We start from the raw sequence: 14,266 nt of genomic DNA on the forward strand, positions 1-14,266 counted from the left end.
CTGCGCAGTTGTTCACAGCCCCGTAATCCGTGAAATCAACTTGTCACCGGACAGAACATTCGCGCAACAACTCGTCTCTACTGTCTGCAATCGCGAATACAACTCCGTATACAAGCGAAAGGGCGTCAAAGATGCCTGCACTCTCTTCCAGCAAGTTCGCCACTCGTGCACTGGTTGCGCCTGCAGCGTTGGCCATGGTCGGTCTCGCGCTCACCGCGTGCGGCAGCAAAGCCAGTGACACCGCGTCGAGCGAGGGTGGCGCTGCCGCCGAGTCGTGCGTCGACACCGCGGGCGACACCATCAAGGTCGGATCGCTCAACTCGCTGTCCGGCACGATGGCCATCAGTGAAGTGACGGTGCGTGATTCGATCGCTCTGGCGGTCGAGCAGATCAACGCGTCGGGCGGAGTGCTCGGCAAACAGATCGAGGTCGTCGCCGAGGACGGCGCGTCCGAACCGACGGTATTCGCCGAGAAGGCAGAGAAGCTGATCAGCAGTGACTGTGTCGCAGCAGTGTTCGGCGGATGGACCTCGTCGTCCCGTAAGGCGATGCTCCCCGTGTTCGAGGACAACGACGCGCTGCTGTACTACCCCGTGCAGTACGAAGGCCTCGAAGCGTCGGACAACATCTTCTACACCGGTGCGACGACCAATCAGCAGATCGTTCCCGCGCTCGACTACCTGAAGGAACAGGGCGTCAAGTCGCTGTACCTGGTCGGTAGCGATTACGTGTTCCCGCAGACCGCAAATCGTGAGATCAAGGCCTACGCCGCCGCGAACGGCATCGAGATCAAGGGCGAGGATTACACCCCACTCGGTTCGACCGATTTCTCCACGATCGTCAACAAGGTGCGTGCCGCCGACGCCGACGCCGTGTTCAACACCCTCAACGGAGATTCGAACGTCGCCTTCTTCCGCGAGTACACCAACGCCGGCCTCAATGCCGCTGATATGCCGGTCATCTCGGTGTCCATCGCCGAAGAGGAAGTCGCCGGTATCGGCGCCCAGAACATCGCCGGTCAGCTCACCGCGTGGAACTACTACCAGACGGTCGATTCTCCGGAGAACAACACGTTCGTCGCCGAGTACAAGGCCAAGTACGGCGCAGACAAGCCCACCTCCGACCCGATGGAAGCCGCGTACATAAGCGTCTACCTCTGGAAGAACACCGTCGAGAAGGCAAACTCGTTCGCGGTCGGCGACATTCAGGCCGCAGCCGACGGCGTCAGCTTCGCAGCACCCGAGGGTGAGGTCGTCATCGACGGGGACAACCATCACATCTCGAAGACAGCGCGCATCGGCGAAATCCGTCCCGACGGATTGATCTACACCGTGTGGGAGTCCCCCGCCGCCATCGAGCCCGATCCGTTCCTGGAGAGCTACGACTGGGCCGCAGACCTCAACTGACCCAGAGCGTTTCACTTCTGTCAAGGAGTCACACATGGATGTCGTAGTCGGGCAGCTGTTCACAGGCCTGTCGATCGGATCGATTCTCTTGCTCGCCGCGCTCGGACTCTCGCTGACGTTCGGTCAGATGGGCGTTATCAACATGGCGCACGGCGAGTTCATCATGGCCGGGTCGTACACCGCGTACGTCGTGCAGCAAGTTCTCTCCACCGGCGGAGCATCGTTGTTCATCTCGTTGATCGTCGGCTTCCTCGTCGGCGGCGCCATGGGCGTCCTCCTCGAGGTCACGTTGATTCAACGGATGTACCACCGGCCGCTGGACACACTGCTCGTCACGTTCGGTGTCGGGCTGGTGTTGCAGCAGCTCGCCCGCGACATCTTCGGAGCCCCCGCCGTCAATGTCGTCTCCCCCGGCTGGTTGTCGGGCGGAGTCGACATTCTCGGCGCGGTCGTCCCGAAGACGCGCATCTTCATTCTCGTCCTCGCGGTCGTCTGTGTGGTGGCACTGTCCTTCGCGCTCAAGACCACCCCGATGGGTCGACGCATCAGAGCGGTCGTGCAGAACCGCGACCTCGCCGAAACGTCCGGTATCTCCTCACGCAGGACCGACATCTCGACGTTCTTCATCGGCTCGGGCCTCGCCGGCGTCGCGGGCGTGGCGCTGACGCTCATCGGATCGACGAGTTCTACCGTCGGCCAGAGTTATCTGATCGACGCTTTCCTGGTGGTCGTCGTCGGTGGTCTCGGCCAGATCAAGGGTGCGGTGATCGCCGCGTTCACGCTCGGCATCGTCAACTCCTTCATCGAGTACAGCACGACGGCGTCCATCGCCAAGGTCATCGTGTTCGTTCTCATCGTTCTGTTCCTCCAAGCTCGCCCGCAAGGCCTGTTCGCGGTCAAGACAAGGAGTTTGGTGTGAGTACCTTCCTTCACAAGCGCGGTGCGCTCCTCGGCTTCGCGGTCGCTGCCGTCCTCCTGTTCGCGGTGGCGCCCGCGGTGCTCAGCGAATTCAGGCTCAGCCTGCTCGGCAAGTTCATCTGCTACGCCATCGTCGCCGTCGGTATCGGATTGGCCTGGGGCCGAGGCGGAATGCTCACCCTCGGCCAGGGCGTGTTCTTCGGACTCGGCGCGTACATCATGGCGATGCACCTCAAGATCGCCGACGCAGACATCCGCGGCGACGCCGTACCGGACTTCATGTCCATCGCAGGCATTCGCGAGTTGCCGTCGTACTGGGTCCCGTTCTCCTCACCGTTCGTGACCATCCTGGGCATCCTGTTCGTCCCGGCCCTCGTCGCACTGGTTCTGGGTCTCGGAGTGTTCAAGCGACGAGTCAAGGGCGCGTACTTTGCCATTCTCAGTCAGGCTCTCGCGGCGGCATTCGCGATCCTGCTCGTCGGCCAACAGAGCACCGGTGGATCGAACGGCCTCAACAGGTTTCGCACGTTCTTCGGGTTCAACCTGAACGATCCGGTCAACAAGCAGATGCTGTTCTTCATCGCCGCCGGGGTGCTGCTGGCGGTCGTCGCGATCACGCGGCAGCTGATGTACTCCCGCTACGGCGAGCTCCTGGTCGCAGTGCGTGATCAAGAGGAGCGCGTCCGCTTCCTCGGCTACGACCCGGCCAACGTCAAGATCGTCGCCTACGTGGCGGCGGCCTTCTTCGCCGGTCTCGCCGGGGCGCTGTTCGTTCCGATCGTCGGCATCGTCTCCCCCAACGACGTGGGCATCGTTCCGTCCATCGCATTCCTCATCGGCGTCGCGATCGGTGGGCGCACCACGCTGCTGGGTCCCGTCCTCGGCGCACTCGGTGTCGCGTGGGCACAGACGACGCTCTCCGAGCAGTTCCCGTCGGGTTGGACATACGCGCAGGGCCTCCTGTTCATCGTCGTCGTCGGATTCTTCCCCGCAGGTATCGCCGGGTTGTTCGCTCTGCGACGCAGGAAGAAGGCCACAGGCGGCGATCCGGTCGACGTCATCGGCGTCGAAGAGAAGGAGCTGGTCAAATGATTCACGTCGACAACCATCAGCCGGCGTTCGGCGGCAATGCCGGTATGTCGAGCCAGTACCTCGAGGTGCGCGGTCTGACCGTCAGCTTCGACGGGTTCAAAGCCAACACGGACGTCGATCTCACCCTGATGCAGGGTGATCTGCGATTCTTGATCGGGCCCAACGGCGCCGGTAAGACCACGCTGATCGACGCCATCACCGGGCTCGTCCCGGCCACCGGGTCGGTCACGAAGTCGGGCACCGAACTGCTGGGCAAGAAGGTGCATCAGATTGCGCGCCTGGGGGTCGGCCGAACTTTTCAGACCGCCAGCATTTTCGAGCAACTGACGGTGTTGCAGAACCTCGATATCGCCGCCGGCTCGGGCAGGTCGATGATGACGATGCTGCGCAAGCGCAAGACGGTGATGCCGGAGATCGAGGAAGCTCTCGAGACCATCGGCCTGACCAAACAACGAGACAAGCCCGCAGGCATTCTCGCGCACGGTCAGAAACAGTGGCTCGAGATCGGAATGCTGCTGGTCCAGAACGCCGACGTTCTGCTGCTCGACGAACCGGTTGCCGGCATGAGTCACGAGGAGCGAGAGGAGACCGGCCAACTACTGCGGCGCATCGGTGCCGAACGCACGGTGGTCGTCGTCGAGCACGACATGGACTTCATGCGTGCCTTCGCGACATCGGTCACCGTACTCGCCGGTGGACGCGTCCTGTCGGAGGGCACCGTGGCCGAAGTGCAGGCCGACCCGAAAGTCCAGCAGGTCTACCTCGGCACCGCTGCCGCGGGCGAGATTCCACTAGAGGGAGAAAGCTGATGCTCGAGCTCGTCGATGTACGCACGGGTTACGGCCGGAGCGAAGTGATCCACGGTGTGTCGCTCACGGTGCCCGCGGACGGGGTGGCCGCCGTCATGGGGCACAACGGCGCAGGCAAGACGACGCTGCTTCGCGCCGCAGTGGGCCTGCTGAAGGTCACGTCAGGGAAGGTGCTGTTCGACGGCGAGGACGTCACCTCGCTCCGCCCCAGTGCACGCGTTGCCCGCGGCCTCGCCTACGTGCCCCAGGGCCAGCAGTCGTTCGGGCAGTTGACCACTGCCGAGAACCTGCAGGTGGTCGCCGACGGCCGCAAGCGCGGCAAGGCACTGATCGACGAGGCGCTGGATCTGTTTCCCGCGCTGAAAGAGCTCCTCACTCGCCGCGCCGGGCTGCTCTCCGGTGGGCAACGTCAGCAATTGGCGATCGCGCGGGCACTGATCACCGAACCGAAACTGATCGTTCTCGACGAACCCACCGAGGGAATCCAGCCGTCCGTCGTCGCGGAGATCGAGCGCACCATCCTCGACCTCACCCGGCGCGGCGGACTCGGAGTTCTCCTGGTGGAACAGCACATTGGATTCGCCCTGGAGTCGGCACAGAATTACCACATTCTGGAGGCAGGTCGCATCACCACGACCGGCGCGGGCGGCTCGGAGTCCGAGGCCGACGTGCGCGCGGCGATGGCGATCTGACCGGTCACGAAAACATGGCCCGCACAGACCTTCGCGAGAAGGTGTACCTGTCGTTGCGCCGCGACCTCGTCTCGGGTGCGATCGTCGCGACCGAACGCCTCGGTGAAGGCCGGCTGGCCGAGTTGTACGGCGTCTCACGCACACCTGTGCGTGAGGCGCTCGCACGGCTGGAAGCGGACGGGCTCGTCGTCCGAGGCGACGACGGGTTGCATCCCTACCGCCCACGCGTCGAAGATCTTGCAGACCTCTACGAATTGCGCCGAACCCTTGAAATGCGGGGAATCGTTCGGGCACTGGATGATCCGACCATTCGGCACGACACAGCCGCCGTCGCCGACGAACTCGAGGTGTGGTTGTACGCGCGCGAGACACCACCGGACGACACCGAGATCGTCGCGATGGACGAACGTTTCCATACGACGCTCCTCGCCGCATCGGGTAACGCAGCGCTGGCGGAAGCTTTGCGGACGGTCAATGCAAGGGTGCGTCCCGTCCGCGTACTCGGCTCCTCGAGCGAAAAGGCCATTCGACTTCAGATCGACGAGCACATCGCCATCGGTGAATACGTGATCGAGGGGCGACTCGACGACGCGCTCGCTGCCCTTCTGACGCACATGGACGCATCGCGCGATCGCGTCATCGCGCGCGCAGCACAGGCCGCGGTGTTAGCGGGCGCGGTACGCGCATAGACCGTCAGTTCTGTTGCGACAGAATGCGATCGATATCGTCGAGCACGGCCATTCCGCCTTCCGGTCCGACGCCGGTGATCCAGTAGGCCTGATCGACCGCGTGCGGATTCGGCAGAATCGCGGCATTCGCCGTGACCGACGACGGTATCGCTGCCGGGTCGGCCGGGTCGGTTGCCGTGACGACGATGAAGTCCGCGGCAGCTTGCGCAGCGAGTTCGGGAGAGAGGTCGACCGATATTTCATCGGCCCAGTCCGGCCGCGGAGGTGTGGTGAAGCCGACGCATTCGAGGGTGCTGCCCGCGAAGGACGACGGTCCGTACAGCGTCAGCAATCCGTTGCGCGGACGGATAAGCTGGGCGGTTCGGCCCGCGGTGTCGTGCTCGGCGGCGACGTCGGCGCAGCGGTTGTCGTAGTCGGCCAGCAGGGCTTCGGCTCGGTCCTCCAATCCGAGGGCGGTGCCGACCGAGCGCACGTTGTCCTTCCAGGGCGCTGCATGGTCTTCCAGGAACACGGTCGGCGCGATGGCCGACAACCGGTCGTAATATTCGGCGTGCCGTGACTGGGTGCCGAGAATGAGATCGGGCGCCAGCGCTGCGATGGACTCGGCGCTCGGCTCCGGGACGGTGCCGACTTTCGGAATTCCCGCCGCCTCGTCGCCGAGATACGCCGGCACACCCGTCACGTCGCTCAGTACCGAGGTGCCGACGGGTATCACGCCGAGTGCGACGCTGGTGTCGAGTTCGACGGGTTCTAGCGTGACGACCCGCTGAGGAGATGCTGGGACCTCCGTCGTTCCTCGCGCGTGCTCGACCGTGCGCGTGGTTTCCTCCACGACCGTGCCCTCGGTCGGCTCTGCACCGCCGCCTGACTCTGCACCGCCGCCTGACTCTGCACCGCCGCTTGACCCTGCACTGTCGGTAGTCGACGAGCACCCGGCCGCGGCCACCGCGCACATCATCAGCACGGCAAACACTCTGGTTCTGGACAGCACCGAGAAACCTCCAACTTTCAACCGGATCAGCTGTCGAAGGGTAACTTCGCCGGCCCGGATTTTGGGGAGCCAGCTATTGCGAGCAATCACTCTCTAAGTTAGGTTCAAGATTCCGAAGTGATGGAGGTCACATGAACATGCGTGGTCCGTACGACGTGATCCTGACCGGTGGAACCGTGTACGACGGGAGCGGCGGTCCCGGGGTCGTCGCCGATGTCGGCATCACCGACGGGGTGGTACGAGCCGTGTCGGCGGAGCCGCTGGACATCTCCCCCACCACCGAGGTCGTGGACGCGACCGGCAGGTGGGTGATGCCGGGGTTCGTCGACGTGCACACGCACTACGACGCCGAGGTCCTGGTGGGGCCCGGTCTCGAAGAGTCCGTTCGGCACGGCGTCACGACCGTCCTCCTGGGCAATTGCTCGCTCTCCACGCTGTATTCGACGCCGGTCGACATCGCCGACCTCTTCAGCCGCGTCGAAGCACTACCGCGTGATCACGTGCTGAAAGCCGTCGACACGCACAAGACGTGGTCGGGTCCCGGCGAGTACATCGAGGCGCTCGAACGACTCCCCCTCGGCCCCAATATCGCTGCGCTCGTCGGCCATTCCGATCTGCGCGCCCATGTAATGGGCCTCGACAGGTCGACCGACCGCAGCCAGAAACCGACGCGCGAGGAATTCGACGTGATGGCCGAGGCGTTGAACACCGCCCTCGACGCCGGGTTGCTGGGCATGTCCACGATGACCAATCCGTGGGACAAACTCGACGGTGACCGCTACCGATCGCGCTCGCTACCGTCGTCGTATGCGCGGTGGTCGGAATTCCGCGGACTGCACAAGATCCTCCGTCGGCGCGGACGCCTGCTGCAGAGCATCCCCAACCTGAACACCAAGTACGACATGGCGTTCTTCCTCGGCACCACCACCGGAATCGGCCGCGAACCGCTGAAGGTTTCGCTCCTGGCCGCGGCTGATGCCAAGGCGTCGCCGTGGATCCACCGCATCTTCGGGCCACTGGCGCGGCTGGCCAACGGGCCCGGCCGAGGACTCTTCCGCTGGCAGCACCTACCGACGACGTTCGACGTGTACTCCGACGGTATCGACCTCGTCGTGTTCGAGGAGTTCGGTTCCGGCCGCGCCGCTCTGCACCTGCGTGAAGAGCTGGGACGCAACGAACTTCTCAGCGACGAAGCCTACCGACGCTGGTTCCGCGCGGACTTCGAGAAGAAGTTCAGCTCACGCGTCTGGCACCGCGATTTCGCCGACGCACAGATCACCGAATGTCCCGACGAGTCCGTCGTGGGCAAGAACATCGCCGAGGTCGCCGCCGCACGCGGAATCCACGTCGTCGACGCGTTCCTCGACCTCGTCGTCGAGCACGGCCGAAAGCTACGGTGGCACACGACCATTGCCAATCACCGCAAGCGGCAGATGGACAAACTCATCAACGCACCCGGCGTCACCGTCGGATTCTCCGACGCCGGCGCGCATCTGCGAAACATGGCGTTCTACAACTTCGGCATCAGGTTGCTGCACCGCGTCCACGAGGCTCGAAACGACCGCACTCCGTTCATGACCGTCGAGAAAGCAGTGCACAAGCTCAGCGCCGAACTCGCCGACTTCTACAACGTCGACGCGGGGCACCTGCGTGTCGGGGACCGTGCGGACATCGTCGTCGTCGATCCGAGCGGGCTCACCGACGAGGTCACCGCCTACCGCGAGGAGACGATGCCGGAGTTCGGTGGGTTGAGCCGAATGGTCAATCGCAACGACCGCGCGGTCACCGCCACGCTCGTCGCGGGCCGCGTCGTCTATCGGGACGGGAAATTTGCACCGTGGTTCGGTGTCTCGGAGCGGGTCGGCAGCTTCCTGCGCGCGGGAACTCCCACGAAGCCCCGCGTCGCGACCCGAGACCTGGCGGCGCGTGTATGACGCGGACGCAGGAGCAGCGGCGCACCGAGACCATCGGGAAACTGCTCGACGCCGCTATCTCGTCGCTGTGCGAAAAAGGCTATGCAGCAACGACGGTCAACGAGATCACCTCTCGCGCCGGGGTGTCTTCGGGGGCTCTGTTCCGACACTTCTCGACTCGTCTCGACATCGTCGTCGCTGCGGCCGACGAGGTTCGCAGGCGTCAGTTCGACGAATTTCACGCAGGTCTGAGCTCGTTCGGCAACACCTCCATCGAACACTGCCTCACGCTGTTGCGCGCCGCATGCCGGGCACCCGTCAACGGCGCCTGGTACGAACTGCTCATCGCCGCGCGCAGTGACGCCGAACTGCGAGAGCGGCTCATCCCGTTCACTGTTCGATATCACGAGCAGATCGCGACACTCGCGCGGACGCTGCCGATCGCCGCGACGATCGACCCCCGTCAACTCGACACGGTGGTGTTCTCGGTGGTGCATCTGCTCGACGGTGAAGCCCTCGCGGCCGTCGTCCACCCGCAATCCGAACAGGAAGACATGCGCCTGACGATGATCGCCCACCTACTGCGCGGCGGAACCGTGTACAGCAGTCCCGCATCGCAACAGGCAGTATGAGGTGATGAACAAGTGGGCGGTGCAGGTGCCGGGCGCAGAGCTCGCGGTGTTCGAGTACGGCAAACCCGATGCCGAGACGACTGTGCTGCTGGTGCACGGCTATCCTGACGATCATCACGTGTTCGATCCGCTGATCGGCGAACTCGGCGACAGTGTGCGCATCATCGCCTACGACACGCGAGGTGGCGGTGACACCGTCGTCGACGACGGTCTTGTCCACTACTCCATCGAGCGACTCGCGGCCGACGCATTCGCCGTGCTGGACTCCATCCCCGACCGTGCCGGACCGGTGCACGTCCTCGCCCACGACTGGGGTTCGGTGCAGATGTGGGAGGCCATGGCGTCGCCCCGCGCACGGACTGCGTTCGCGTCCTTCGTGTCCGTGTCCGGCCCGAGTCTCGACCACATGCGCGAAGTGTCCCGCAACCGTCTGGTCCGCCCGGGCCGCTGGCTCTCCCTGGTTACCCAGCTCGGCCGGTCCTGGTACATCTGGGGGTTCCACCTCCCCATCGTCGGCACTCGCGTCCCGCAGCTGTTCTCCTCGCTCGGAAGCGAGGATTCGCCGGACCCACAGAAGGACAATCAGCGGCGCGGCATAGCCCTGTACCGCGCGAACATCGTTCGTCGACTTCTGTCCGGCCCGTCACCGAGATGCGAGGTGCCCACCACCGTCGTCGTTCCGCTGAAAGATCGGTTCCTCTCCGCCGACCTGGCCAACGGACTCGACCAGTGGATCCCGGATCTCCGGGTGGTCGAGGTCGACGCGCAGCACTGGTGGCCGTACACCCACCCCGCCGACGCCGCTGCCGTGCTGACCTCACGGGTGTAGCAGTAGCAGACCGGGTCGGCTGTTCTTCTGGGTCATTCCGCAGGCTGCACTCTCCTCGGACATCGAGAATCGATTCGATCACTGGCGAAAATCCTGATCAAGACCTCGTCGACGACTCCTACTTCCTGGTGCGCGGTAGGGCGCGCGGGTAGCGTCGGGTCTCGTGAGCACACCACGTATCCCGACCGGCTCGTTCAAGGACCTCGGCCCGATCAACTGGGTGCTGTGGCGGATTCTTTCGAAGGCAGCGGGGACTCCGAACGCGCACCTGTTCAGCACCCTCGGGCGCACCCGCGGCCTCTTCCGCGGATGGTTGTTCTTCAGCGGGAAACTGATGCCGGGTGGGCGGATCTCGCGCAAGGAAACCGAGGTCATCATCAATCGTGTTGCTCACCTGCGTGATTGCGGATACGAGATGGACCACCACCGCCGCATCGGCCGACGCTTCGGCGTCACCGAGGATCTACTCGCGCAGGTGCACGAGGGCCCAGATGCACTCGGCCTCAGCGAACGGCACCGCACCATCCTGACTGCGACCGACGAGCTCCTGGGCACCAAGAACCTTTCCGACGCCACCTGGGCAGCGCTGGCCTCCGAGTTCGATGAACGGCAGCTGATCGAATTCCTGCTGCTGGTAGCTCAATACGACGGGCTCGCCACGACCATCCGCACCCTGCGAATCCAGCGCGACTTCTAGAGCCTCCCCCTTTCGCCGAGATCGAGGTTGTGTCGCCCAATTGGCTTGTTCCGGTACGTAACCTCGATTTCGGCGGGAACCGGTGGGCAACGTCTCGGTATCACCGGAATTATCGTTCTTGATCGCGACGGTGACCTCGGAACCGCCGTCGAGACATCGGCGTACTCGCTGGGGAGCGCACCGTCCAAAAATTCGACGTTGGTGACGTCGACGCCGTGGCTCTCGAGCACGTAGCCGAACCCTGTCGAAGGCCGCCGGTGCGCCCGACGCCCACCTGTTCAGCACCCTGGGCACAACCCGCGGGTGGTTGTTCCACATCGGCAAGCTCATGCCGGTCGGCGAATCTCGCGTAAGGAGACCGAGATCGTCACCAACAATGTTGCGCGCCTGCGGAACTGCGGCTACGAGTAGGACCACACAATCGCATCGGCCGGCGCTCGGCGTCGACGACCAGCTGCTCGCCCAGGTGCACGAACACCCCGACGCACTCGGGCTCAGCGAACGACACCGCACGATACTGACGGCCACCGACGAGCTGCTGGGCTCCCAGGACATCTCGGACGTCGCATGGTCGGCGCTGGGACACGAGTTCGACGGGCGGCAGATGATCGAATTCGTACTACTGGTCGATCAATACGACGGCCTGGCCACGACAATCGAGATTCTACGCGCCCAGCGAGACTTCTGATCCGACTATTCACGTCAACGCATGAACGACGAAATCCACGTACGGCTCCAAGGTCCGGGCGTTGGCCTCGGGTGAGAGTGTTCCCCCGTTCTCGAGCTCACGTAACACCACCAAAGCGCACGCTGACAACACCGACGTGATGGTGTCCGCAGCCACGGCTACCTCGATACCGCTGCACAAAAAGCCGTGCGCGACTCCGTTACGGACGAACACCGCGCTGTATTCGCTGATCCGATCGAACAGACCCAGAAGACGGGCGATGACCTCCTGGTCCACCGCGGCGGCGTCGTACAACACGAAGCGAATCAATTCGGGACGCTGGGCCACCGTGGCTTTGACACGTCCGAGCATGCGGGCGAACTGCGCCACGAACGCATCGATCGACTCGGCGGCTTCGAGCTGATCATCGCCGATGACTTCGGCGACCAGAGCGCCGAACTCGTGCTCGATGACCGCGTCGAGTACTTCACGCCTGCTGTCGAAGTAGTTGTAGAAGGTTCCGTGAGCCACACCTGCCCGAGCCGTGATGTCCGCGACCGAACAGTTGCGGTAGCCGCGCGTCAGGATGACCTCCGATGCAGCGCCGACCAGCTCGGACCTGCGTGCGTCGGCGCGTGCAGAAGGTACCGTCATGGTCATCGACGGACCGCCACACCACGCGCCAGTAAAACCAACGCACCGGAGTTGCGACTCGGCGCAGTCTTGCCCTGAAGCCCGCGCAACATTGCTGGCAGCGCCAACGCCGCCATCGCAACCGACACGAGCTCGGTATCTACTTCGCGCCGCACCCACCCACGGTCTTTACCCTGCTCGAGCGCCGTCGCGATAATGCTCATGACAATCTGCTGTACACCCCCGACGCGACGTGTCATTTCCTCGTCGACCGCAACTGCCTCCACGAGAATCAGCTTCAAATAGGGCGTCGCCGCGTTCATCAGCGCGAACATGTCGTCACCGAGCCTCGTCACCGTCGACAGAAATTCCTGCACCGAATCGATGGGCTCGAGCAACACCGTCGTGTCCATCGACGCGAACAAGTGCTCTGTCGCGTGGTCGAAGACGCTGTCGAACAGGTCGCGCTTGCTGTCGAAATAGCGGTACACCGTGCCCTGCCCCACACCCGCCCGACGCGCCAACATGGTGACCGTCGTGCGCTCGTACCCTCGTTCGGCGAAGACCTCGGCGGCACACGAGACCAGTTGCTGGCGTCGCCGATCGGCCAATCCGTGCTCGGGTGGGCGGCCGCGCTTGATCGTGCCGGTCTGCCTCTTCTCGGCCCCGCTCATCGATCTTTCCGATACACGTCATCTCTCATTGCCCACCCCGAGCCCATAGGTCCCCACCCCGCCGCTGGTTCCTGCCGACGTTTCCGTCCGATGTTACCGGCAGAGCCCACGCGGTGATCTGAAGATGGCTGTTCGACTCGCAAGAAATTGCCTGTACCGTGGCCGCACACTCGCACGAAAACGGAGCCGCCGATGTCCGAACGATCCCGCGATCACGCCATACCTACTTCCCGTATCGCCCGGGGATCGAAGTTGGGGCGCGCCGCGGCTCAACAAGCGGTGCGCAGCGCGGGAACACGCATGTCGATGGTCGGACGTTCGGAGGAACTACGGGCACGCGCAGCAGAGAAGGCGTCGATTCAGGCGGCCGATCAGCTGGTCAACGTACTCGGCAGCATGAAGGGTGCTGCGATGAAACTCGGGCAGATGCTGTCGGTACTCGACCTCGCACTGGTCCCCGAAGAGCACCGTGAACGGTTTCAGAACAAACTGGCCCTGCTGCGGGATCGTGCGCCCTCGGTATCTTTCGACGCGATGAAGGCGGTCGTCGAAGACGATCTCGGCCGGCCGATCAGCGACGCGTTCGCGGTGTTCGACGAGGTGCCGATTGCAGCGGCGTCGATCGGGCAGGTGTACCGCGCTGTCCTGCACGACGGCCGAGAGGTCGCGGTCAAGGTGCAATATCCGGGCGTCGACGTGGCAATCCGTGCGGACATGAAAAACCTCGCGCTCTTCCTCAAATTCTGGCGGTCGTCGTTCCCGTCCATCTCCGCTCCGGCCCTCACCGAGGAGCTGCGCGTGAATTTCGAGCGAGAACTCGAGTACGCGGAAGAAGCACGAACACAACACATTCTGGCTGGTCGATTCGCCGGGCATCCCTTCGTACTCGTGCCCGACGCCGTGATGGAACTGTGCACAAGTCGGGTGCTCGTCACCGAATTCGTTCATGGCCGGCGTTTCGACGACATCCGAACCCTCGGCGCGCCGGAGCGCGATCGAATCGGAGAGATCATCTACCGGTTCTACGTCGGTTCCCTGTACAGGTTCGACGAGTTCTGCGGTGATCCGCACCCCGGCAACGTGATCCTGTGCGACGACGGGCGGGTCGCATTCATCGATTTCGGTCTCTACAACCGCATGTTGCGCCCCCACGTCGAGTTCGAATTGCGGTGTCTTCGTGCGGCATCTGAGGAGCGCGGCGACGACTTGTTGGCTGCAATGATCTCCCGCGGCACCGTCGAAGCCGACGCGGGCGTCACCGCAGAGGAATGCCTCGACTACACCTACGCCGCCTCGGGGTGGAACCTGGTGGACCGCATCCTCACGGTCACACCGTCGCTTGCATCCGGTGGACTACTGCTCGCAATCGATCCGCGCGGAGCACAGTTCGCGGGCATGACGAGCCAGACCCTCCCGCCCGAGCACCTGTTCTCGCGGCGCGCCGACTTCTTGACATTCGGCGTACTCGGGCAACTCGAAGCCACCGCAAATTGGCACCGCATCGCCCGGGAATGGATCTACGACGAGCCGGCCGTGACCGAACTGGGCCGAGCCGAGGAAGAGTGGCGAGCTACTTCTGGAGCACGCCCAGCTTCTTCCCCGCCGCAAGACCCATCCTGTTGAG

The 14,266-nt window shown here is 63.9% G+C and carries 15 protein-coding genes and 1 pseudogene; 12 read left to right on the top strand and 4 right to left on the bottom strand.

Going from position 1 to position 14,266, the window contains the following annotated elements:
- The first annotated feature begins 131 nt into the window (after positions 1–131).
- The 6 genes from urtA to WBQ44_RS17425 are packed head-to-tail and all read left to right on the top strand — an operon-like array spanning position 132 to position 5,606.
- Positions 132–1,406, top strand: coding sequence for an urea ABC transporter substrate-binding protein (gene urtA / locus WBQ44_RS17400; RefSeq protein ID WP_495567923.1), 1,275 nt, complete (start codon positions 132–134; stop codon positions 1,404–1,406).
- Positions 1,407–1,440: 34 nt separating this feature from the next.
- Positions 1,441–2,325: an urea ABC transporter permease subunit UrtB gene (gene urtB / locus WBQ44_RS17405; protein WP_495567924.1), complete on the top strand. Its 885-nt coding sequence runs from the start codon at positions 1,441–1,443 to the stop codon at positions 2,323–2,325.
- The gene (gene urtC, locus WBQ44_RS17410) at positions 2,322–3,416 is read left to right on the top strand and encodes an urea ABC transporter permease subunit UrtC (protein ID WP_495567925.1); all 1,095 of its coding nucleotides are present in this window, start codon (positions 2,322–2,324) and stop codon (positions 3,414–3,416) included. The genes urtB and urtC overlap by 4 nt, the downstream gene beginning before the upstream one ends.
- Positions 3,413–4,225: an urea ABC transporter ATP-binding protein UrtD gene (urtD, locus tag WBQ44_RS17415; protein ID WP_495567926.1), complete on the top strand. Its 813-nt coding sequence runs from the start codon at positions 3,413–3,415 to the stop codon at positions 4,223–4,225. The genes urtC and urtD overlap by 4 nt, the downstream gene beginning before the upstream one ends.
- Positions 4,225–4,917 (top strand): urea ABC transporter ATP-binding subunit UrtE, encoded by a 693-nt coding sequence (urtE, locus tag WBQ44_RS17420; RefSeq protein ID WP_495567927.1) that lies wholly within the window; start codon positions 4,225–4,227, stop codon positions 4,915–4,917. The genes urtD and urtE overlap by 1 nt, the downstream gene beginning before the upstream one ends.
- Before the next feature lie 14 nt (positions 4,918–4,931).
- On the top strand, positions 4,932–5,606 hold the full coding sequence (locus WBQ44_RS17425; RefSeq protein ID WP_495567928.1) for a GntR family transcriptional regulator: 675 nt from the start codon (positions 4,932–4,934) through the stop codon (positions 5,604–5,606).
- A 4-nt stretch (positions 5,607–5,610) separates the two neighbouring features.
- On the opposite strand, the gene WBQ44_RS17430 is transcribed toward WBQ44_RS17425, so the two are convergent.
- Positions 5,611–6,594 carry an ABC transporter substrate-binding protein gene (locus WBQ44_RS17430; RefSeq protein WP_495567937.1) on the bottom strand — a complete coding sequence of 328 codons (984 nt, stop codon included), beginning with the start codon at positions 6,592–6,594 and terminating at the stop codon, positions 5,611–5,613.
- A gap of 134 nt (positions 6,595–6,728) precedes the next feature.
- On the opposite strand from WBQ44_RS17430, the gene WBQ44_RS17435 reads away from it, so the two are divergent.
- From WBQ44_RS17435 to WBQ44_RS17450, 4 genes are all read left to right on the top strand, one after another.
- Entirely contained in the window at positions 6,729–8,531 is a 1,803-nt protein-coding gene (locus WBQ44_RS17435) for an N-acyl-D-amino-acid deacylase family protein (RefSeq protein WP_495567929.1), read from the top strand.
- The gene (locus WBQ44_RS17440; protein WP_495567930.1) at positions 8,528–9,142 is read left to right on the top strand and encodes a TetR/AcrR family transcriptional regulator; all 615 of its coding nucleotides are present in this window, start codon (positions 8,528–8,530) and stop codon (positions 9,140–9,142) included. Before WBQ44_RS17435 ends, WBQ44_RS17440 begins: the two co-directional genes overlap by 4 nt.
- Positions 9,143–9,146: 4 nt before the next feature.
- Positions 9,147–9,971, top strand: coding sequence for an alpha/beta fold hydrolase (locus WBQ44_RS17445; protein ID WP_495567931.1), 825 nt, complete (start codon positions 9,147–9,149; stop codon positions 9,969–9,971).
- Positions 9,972–10,134: 163 nt separating this feature from the next.
- The gene (locus tag WBQ44_RS17450; protein ID WP_495567932.1) at positions 10,135–10,668 is read left to right on the top strand and encodes a carboxymuconolactone decarboxylase family protein; all 534 of its coding nucleotides are present in this window, start codon (positions 10,135–10,137) and stop codon (positions 10,666–10,668) included.
- A 134-nt stretch (positions 10,669–10,802) separates the two neighbouring features.
- On the opposite strand, the pseudogene WBQ44_RS17455 reads toward WBQ44_RS17450, so the two are convergent.
- Positions 10,803–10,907: pseudogene (locus WBQ44_RS17455) on the bottom strand (hypothetical protein); the annotation flags it as partial.
- A 137-nt stretch (positions 10,908–11,044) separates the two neighbouring features.
- Between WBQ44_RS17455 and WBQ44_RS17460 the strand changes: the two are divergent.
- Entirely contained in the window at positions 11,045–11,356 is a 312-nt protein-coding gene (locus WBQ44_RS17460; protein ID WP_495567933.1) for a carboxymuconolactone decarboxylase family protein, read from the top strand.
- A 9-nt stretch (positions 11,357–11,365) separates the two neighbouring features.
- On the opposite strand, the gene WBQ44_RS17465 is transcribed toward WBQ44_RS17460, so the two are convergent.
- Together WBQ44_RS17465 and WBQ44_RS17470 are read right to left on the bottom strand one after the other, a co-directional pair.
- The gene (locus WBQ44_RS17465; protein ID WP_495567934.1) at positions 11,366–11,995 is read right to left on the bottom strand and encodes a TetR/AcrR family transcriptional regulator; all 630 of its coding nucleotides are present in this window, start codon (positions 11,993–11,995) and stop codon (positions 11,366–11,368) included.
- Positions 11,992–12,642, bottom strand: a complete 651-nt coding sequence (locus WBQ44_RS17470) for a TetR/AcrR family transcriptional regulator (protein WP_495567935.1) — start codon at positions 12,640–12,642, stop codon at positions 11,992–11,994. Before WBQ44_RS17470 ends, WBQ44_RS17465 begins: the two co-directional genes overlap by 4 nt.
- Positions 12,643–12,834: 192 nt before the next feature.
- Between WBQ44_RS17470 and WBQ44_RS17475 the strand changes: the two genes are divergently transcribed.
- Positions 12,835–14,265 (top strand): ABC1 kinase family protein, encoded by a 1,431-nt coding sequence (locus WBQ44_RS17475; RefSeq protein WP_495567936.1) that lies wholly within the window; start codon positions 12,835–12,837, stop codon positions 14,263–14,265.
- Position 14,266 lies beyond the last annotated feature (1 nt).

It is taken from the genome of Rhodococcus sp. (in: high G+C Gram-positive bacteria), from assembly GCF_049591685.1.
In the GTDB taxonomy this organism is placed as follows: Bacteria; Actinomycetota; Actinomycetes; order Mycobacteriales; family Mycobacteriaceae; genus Rhodococcoides.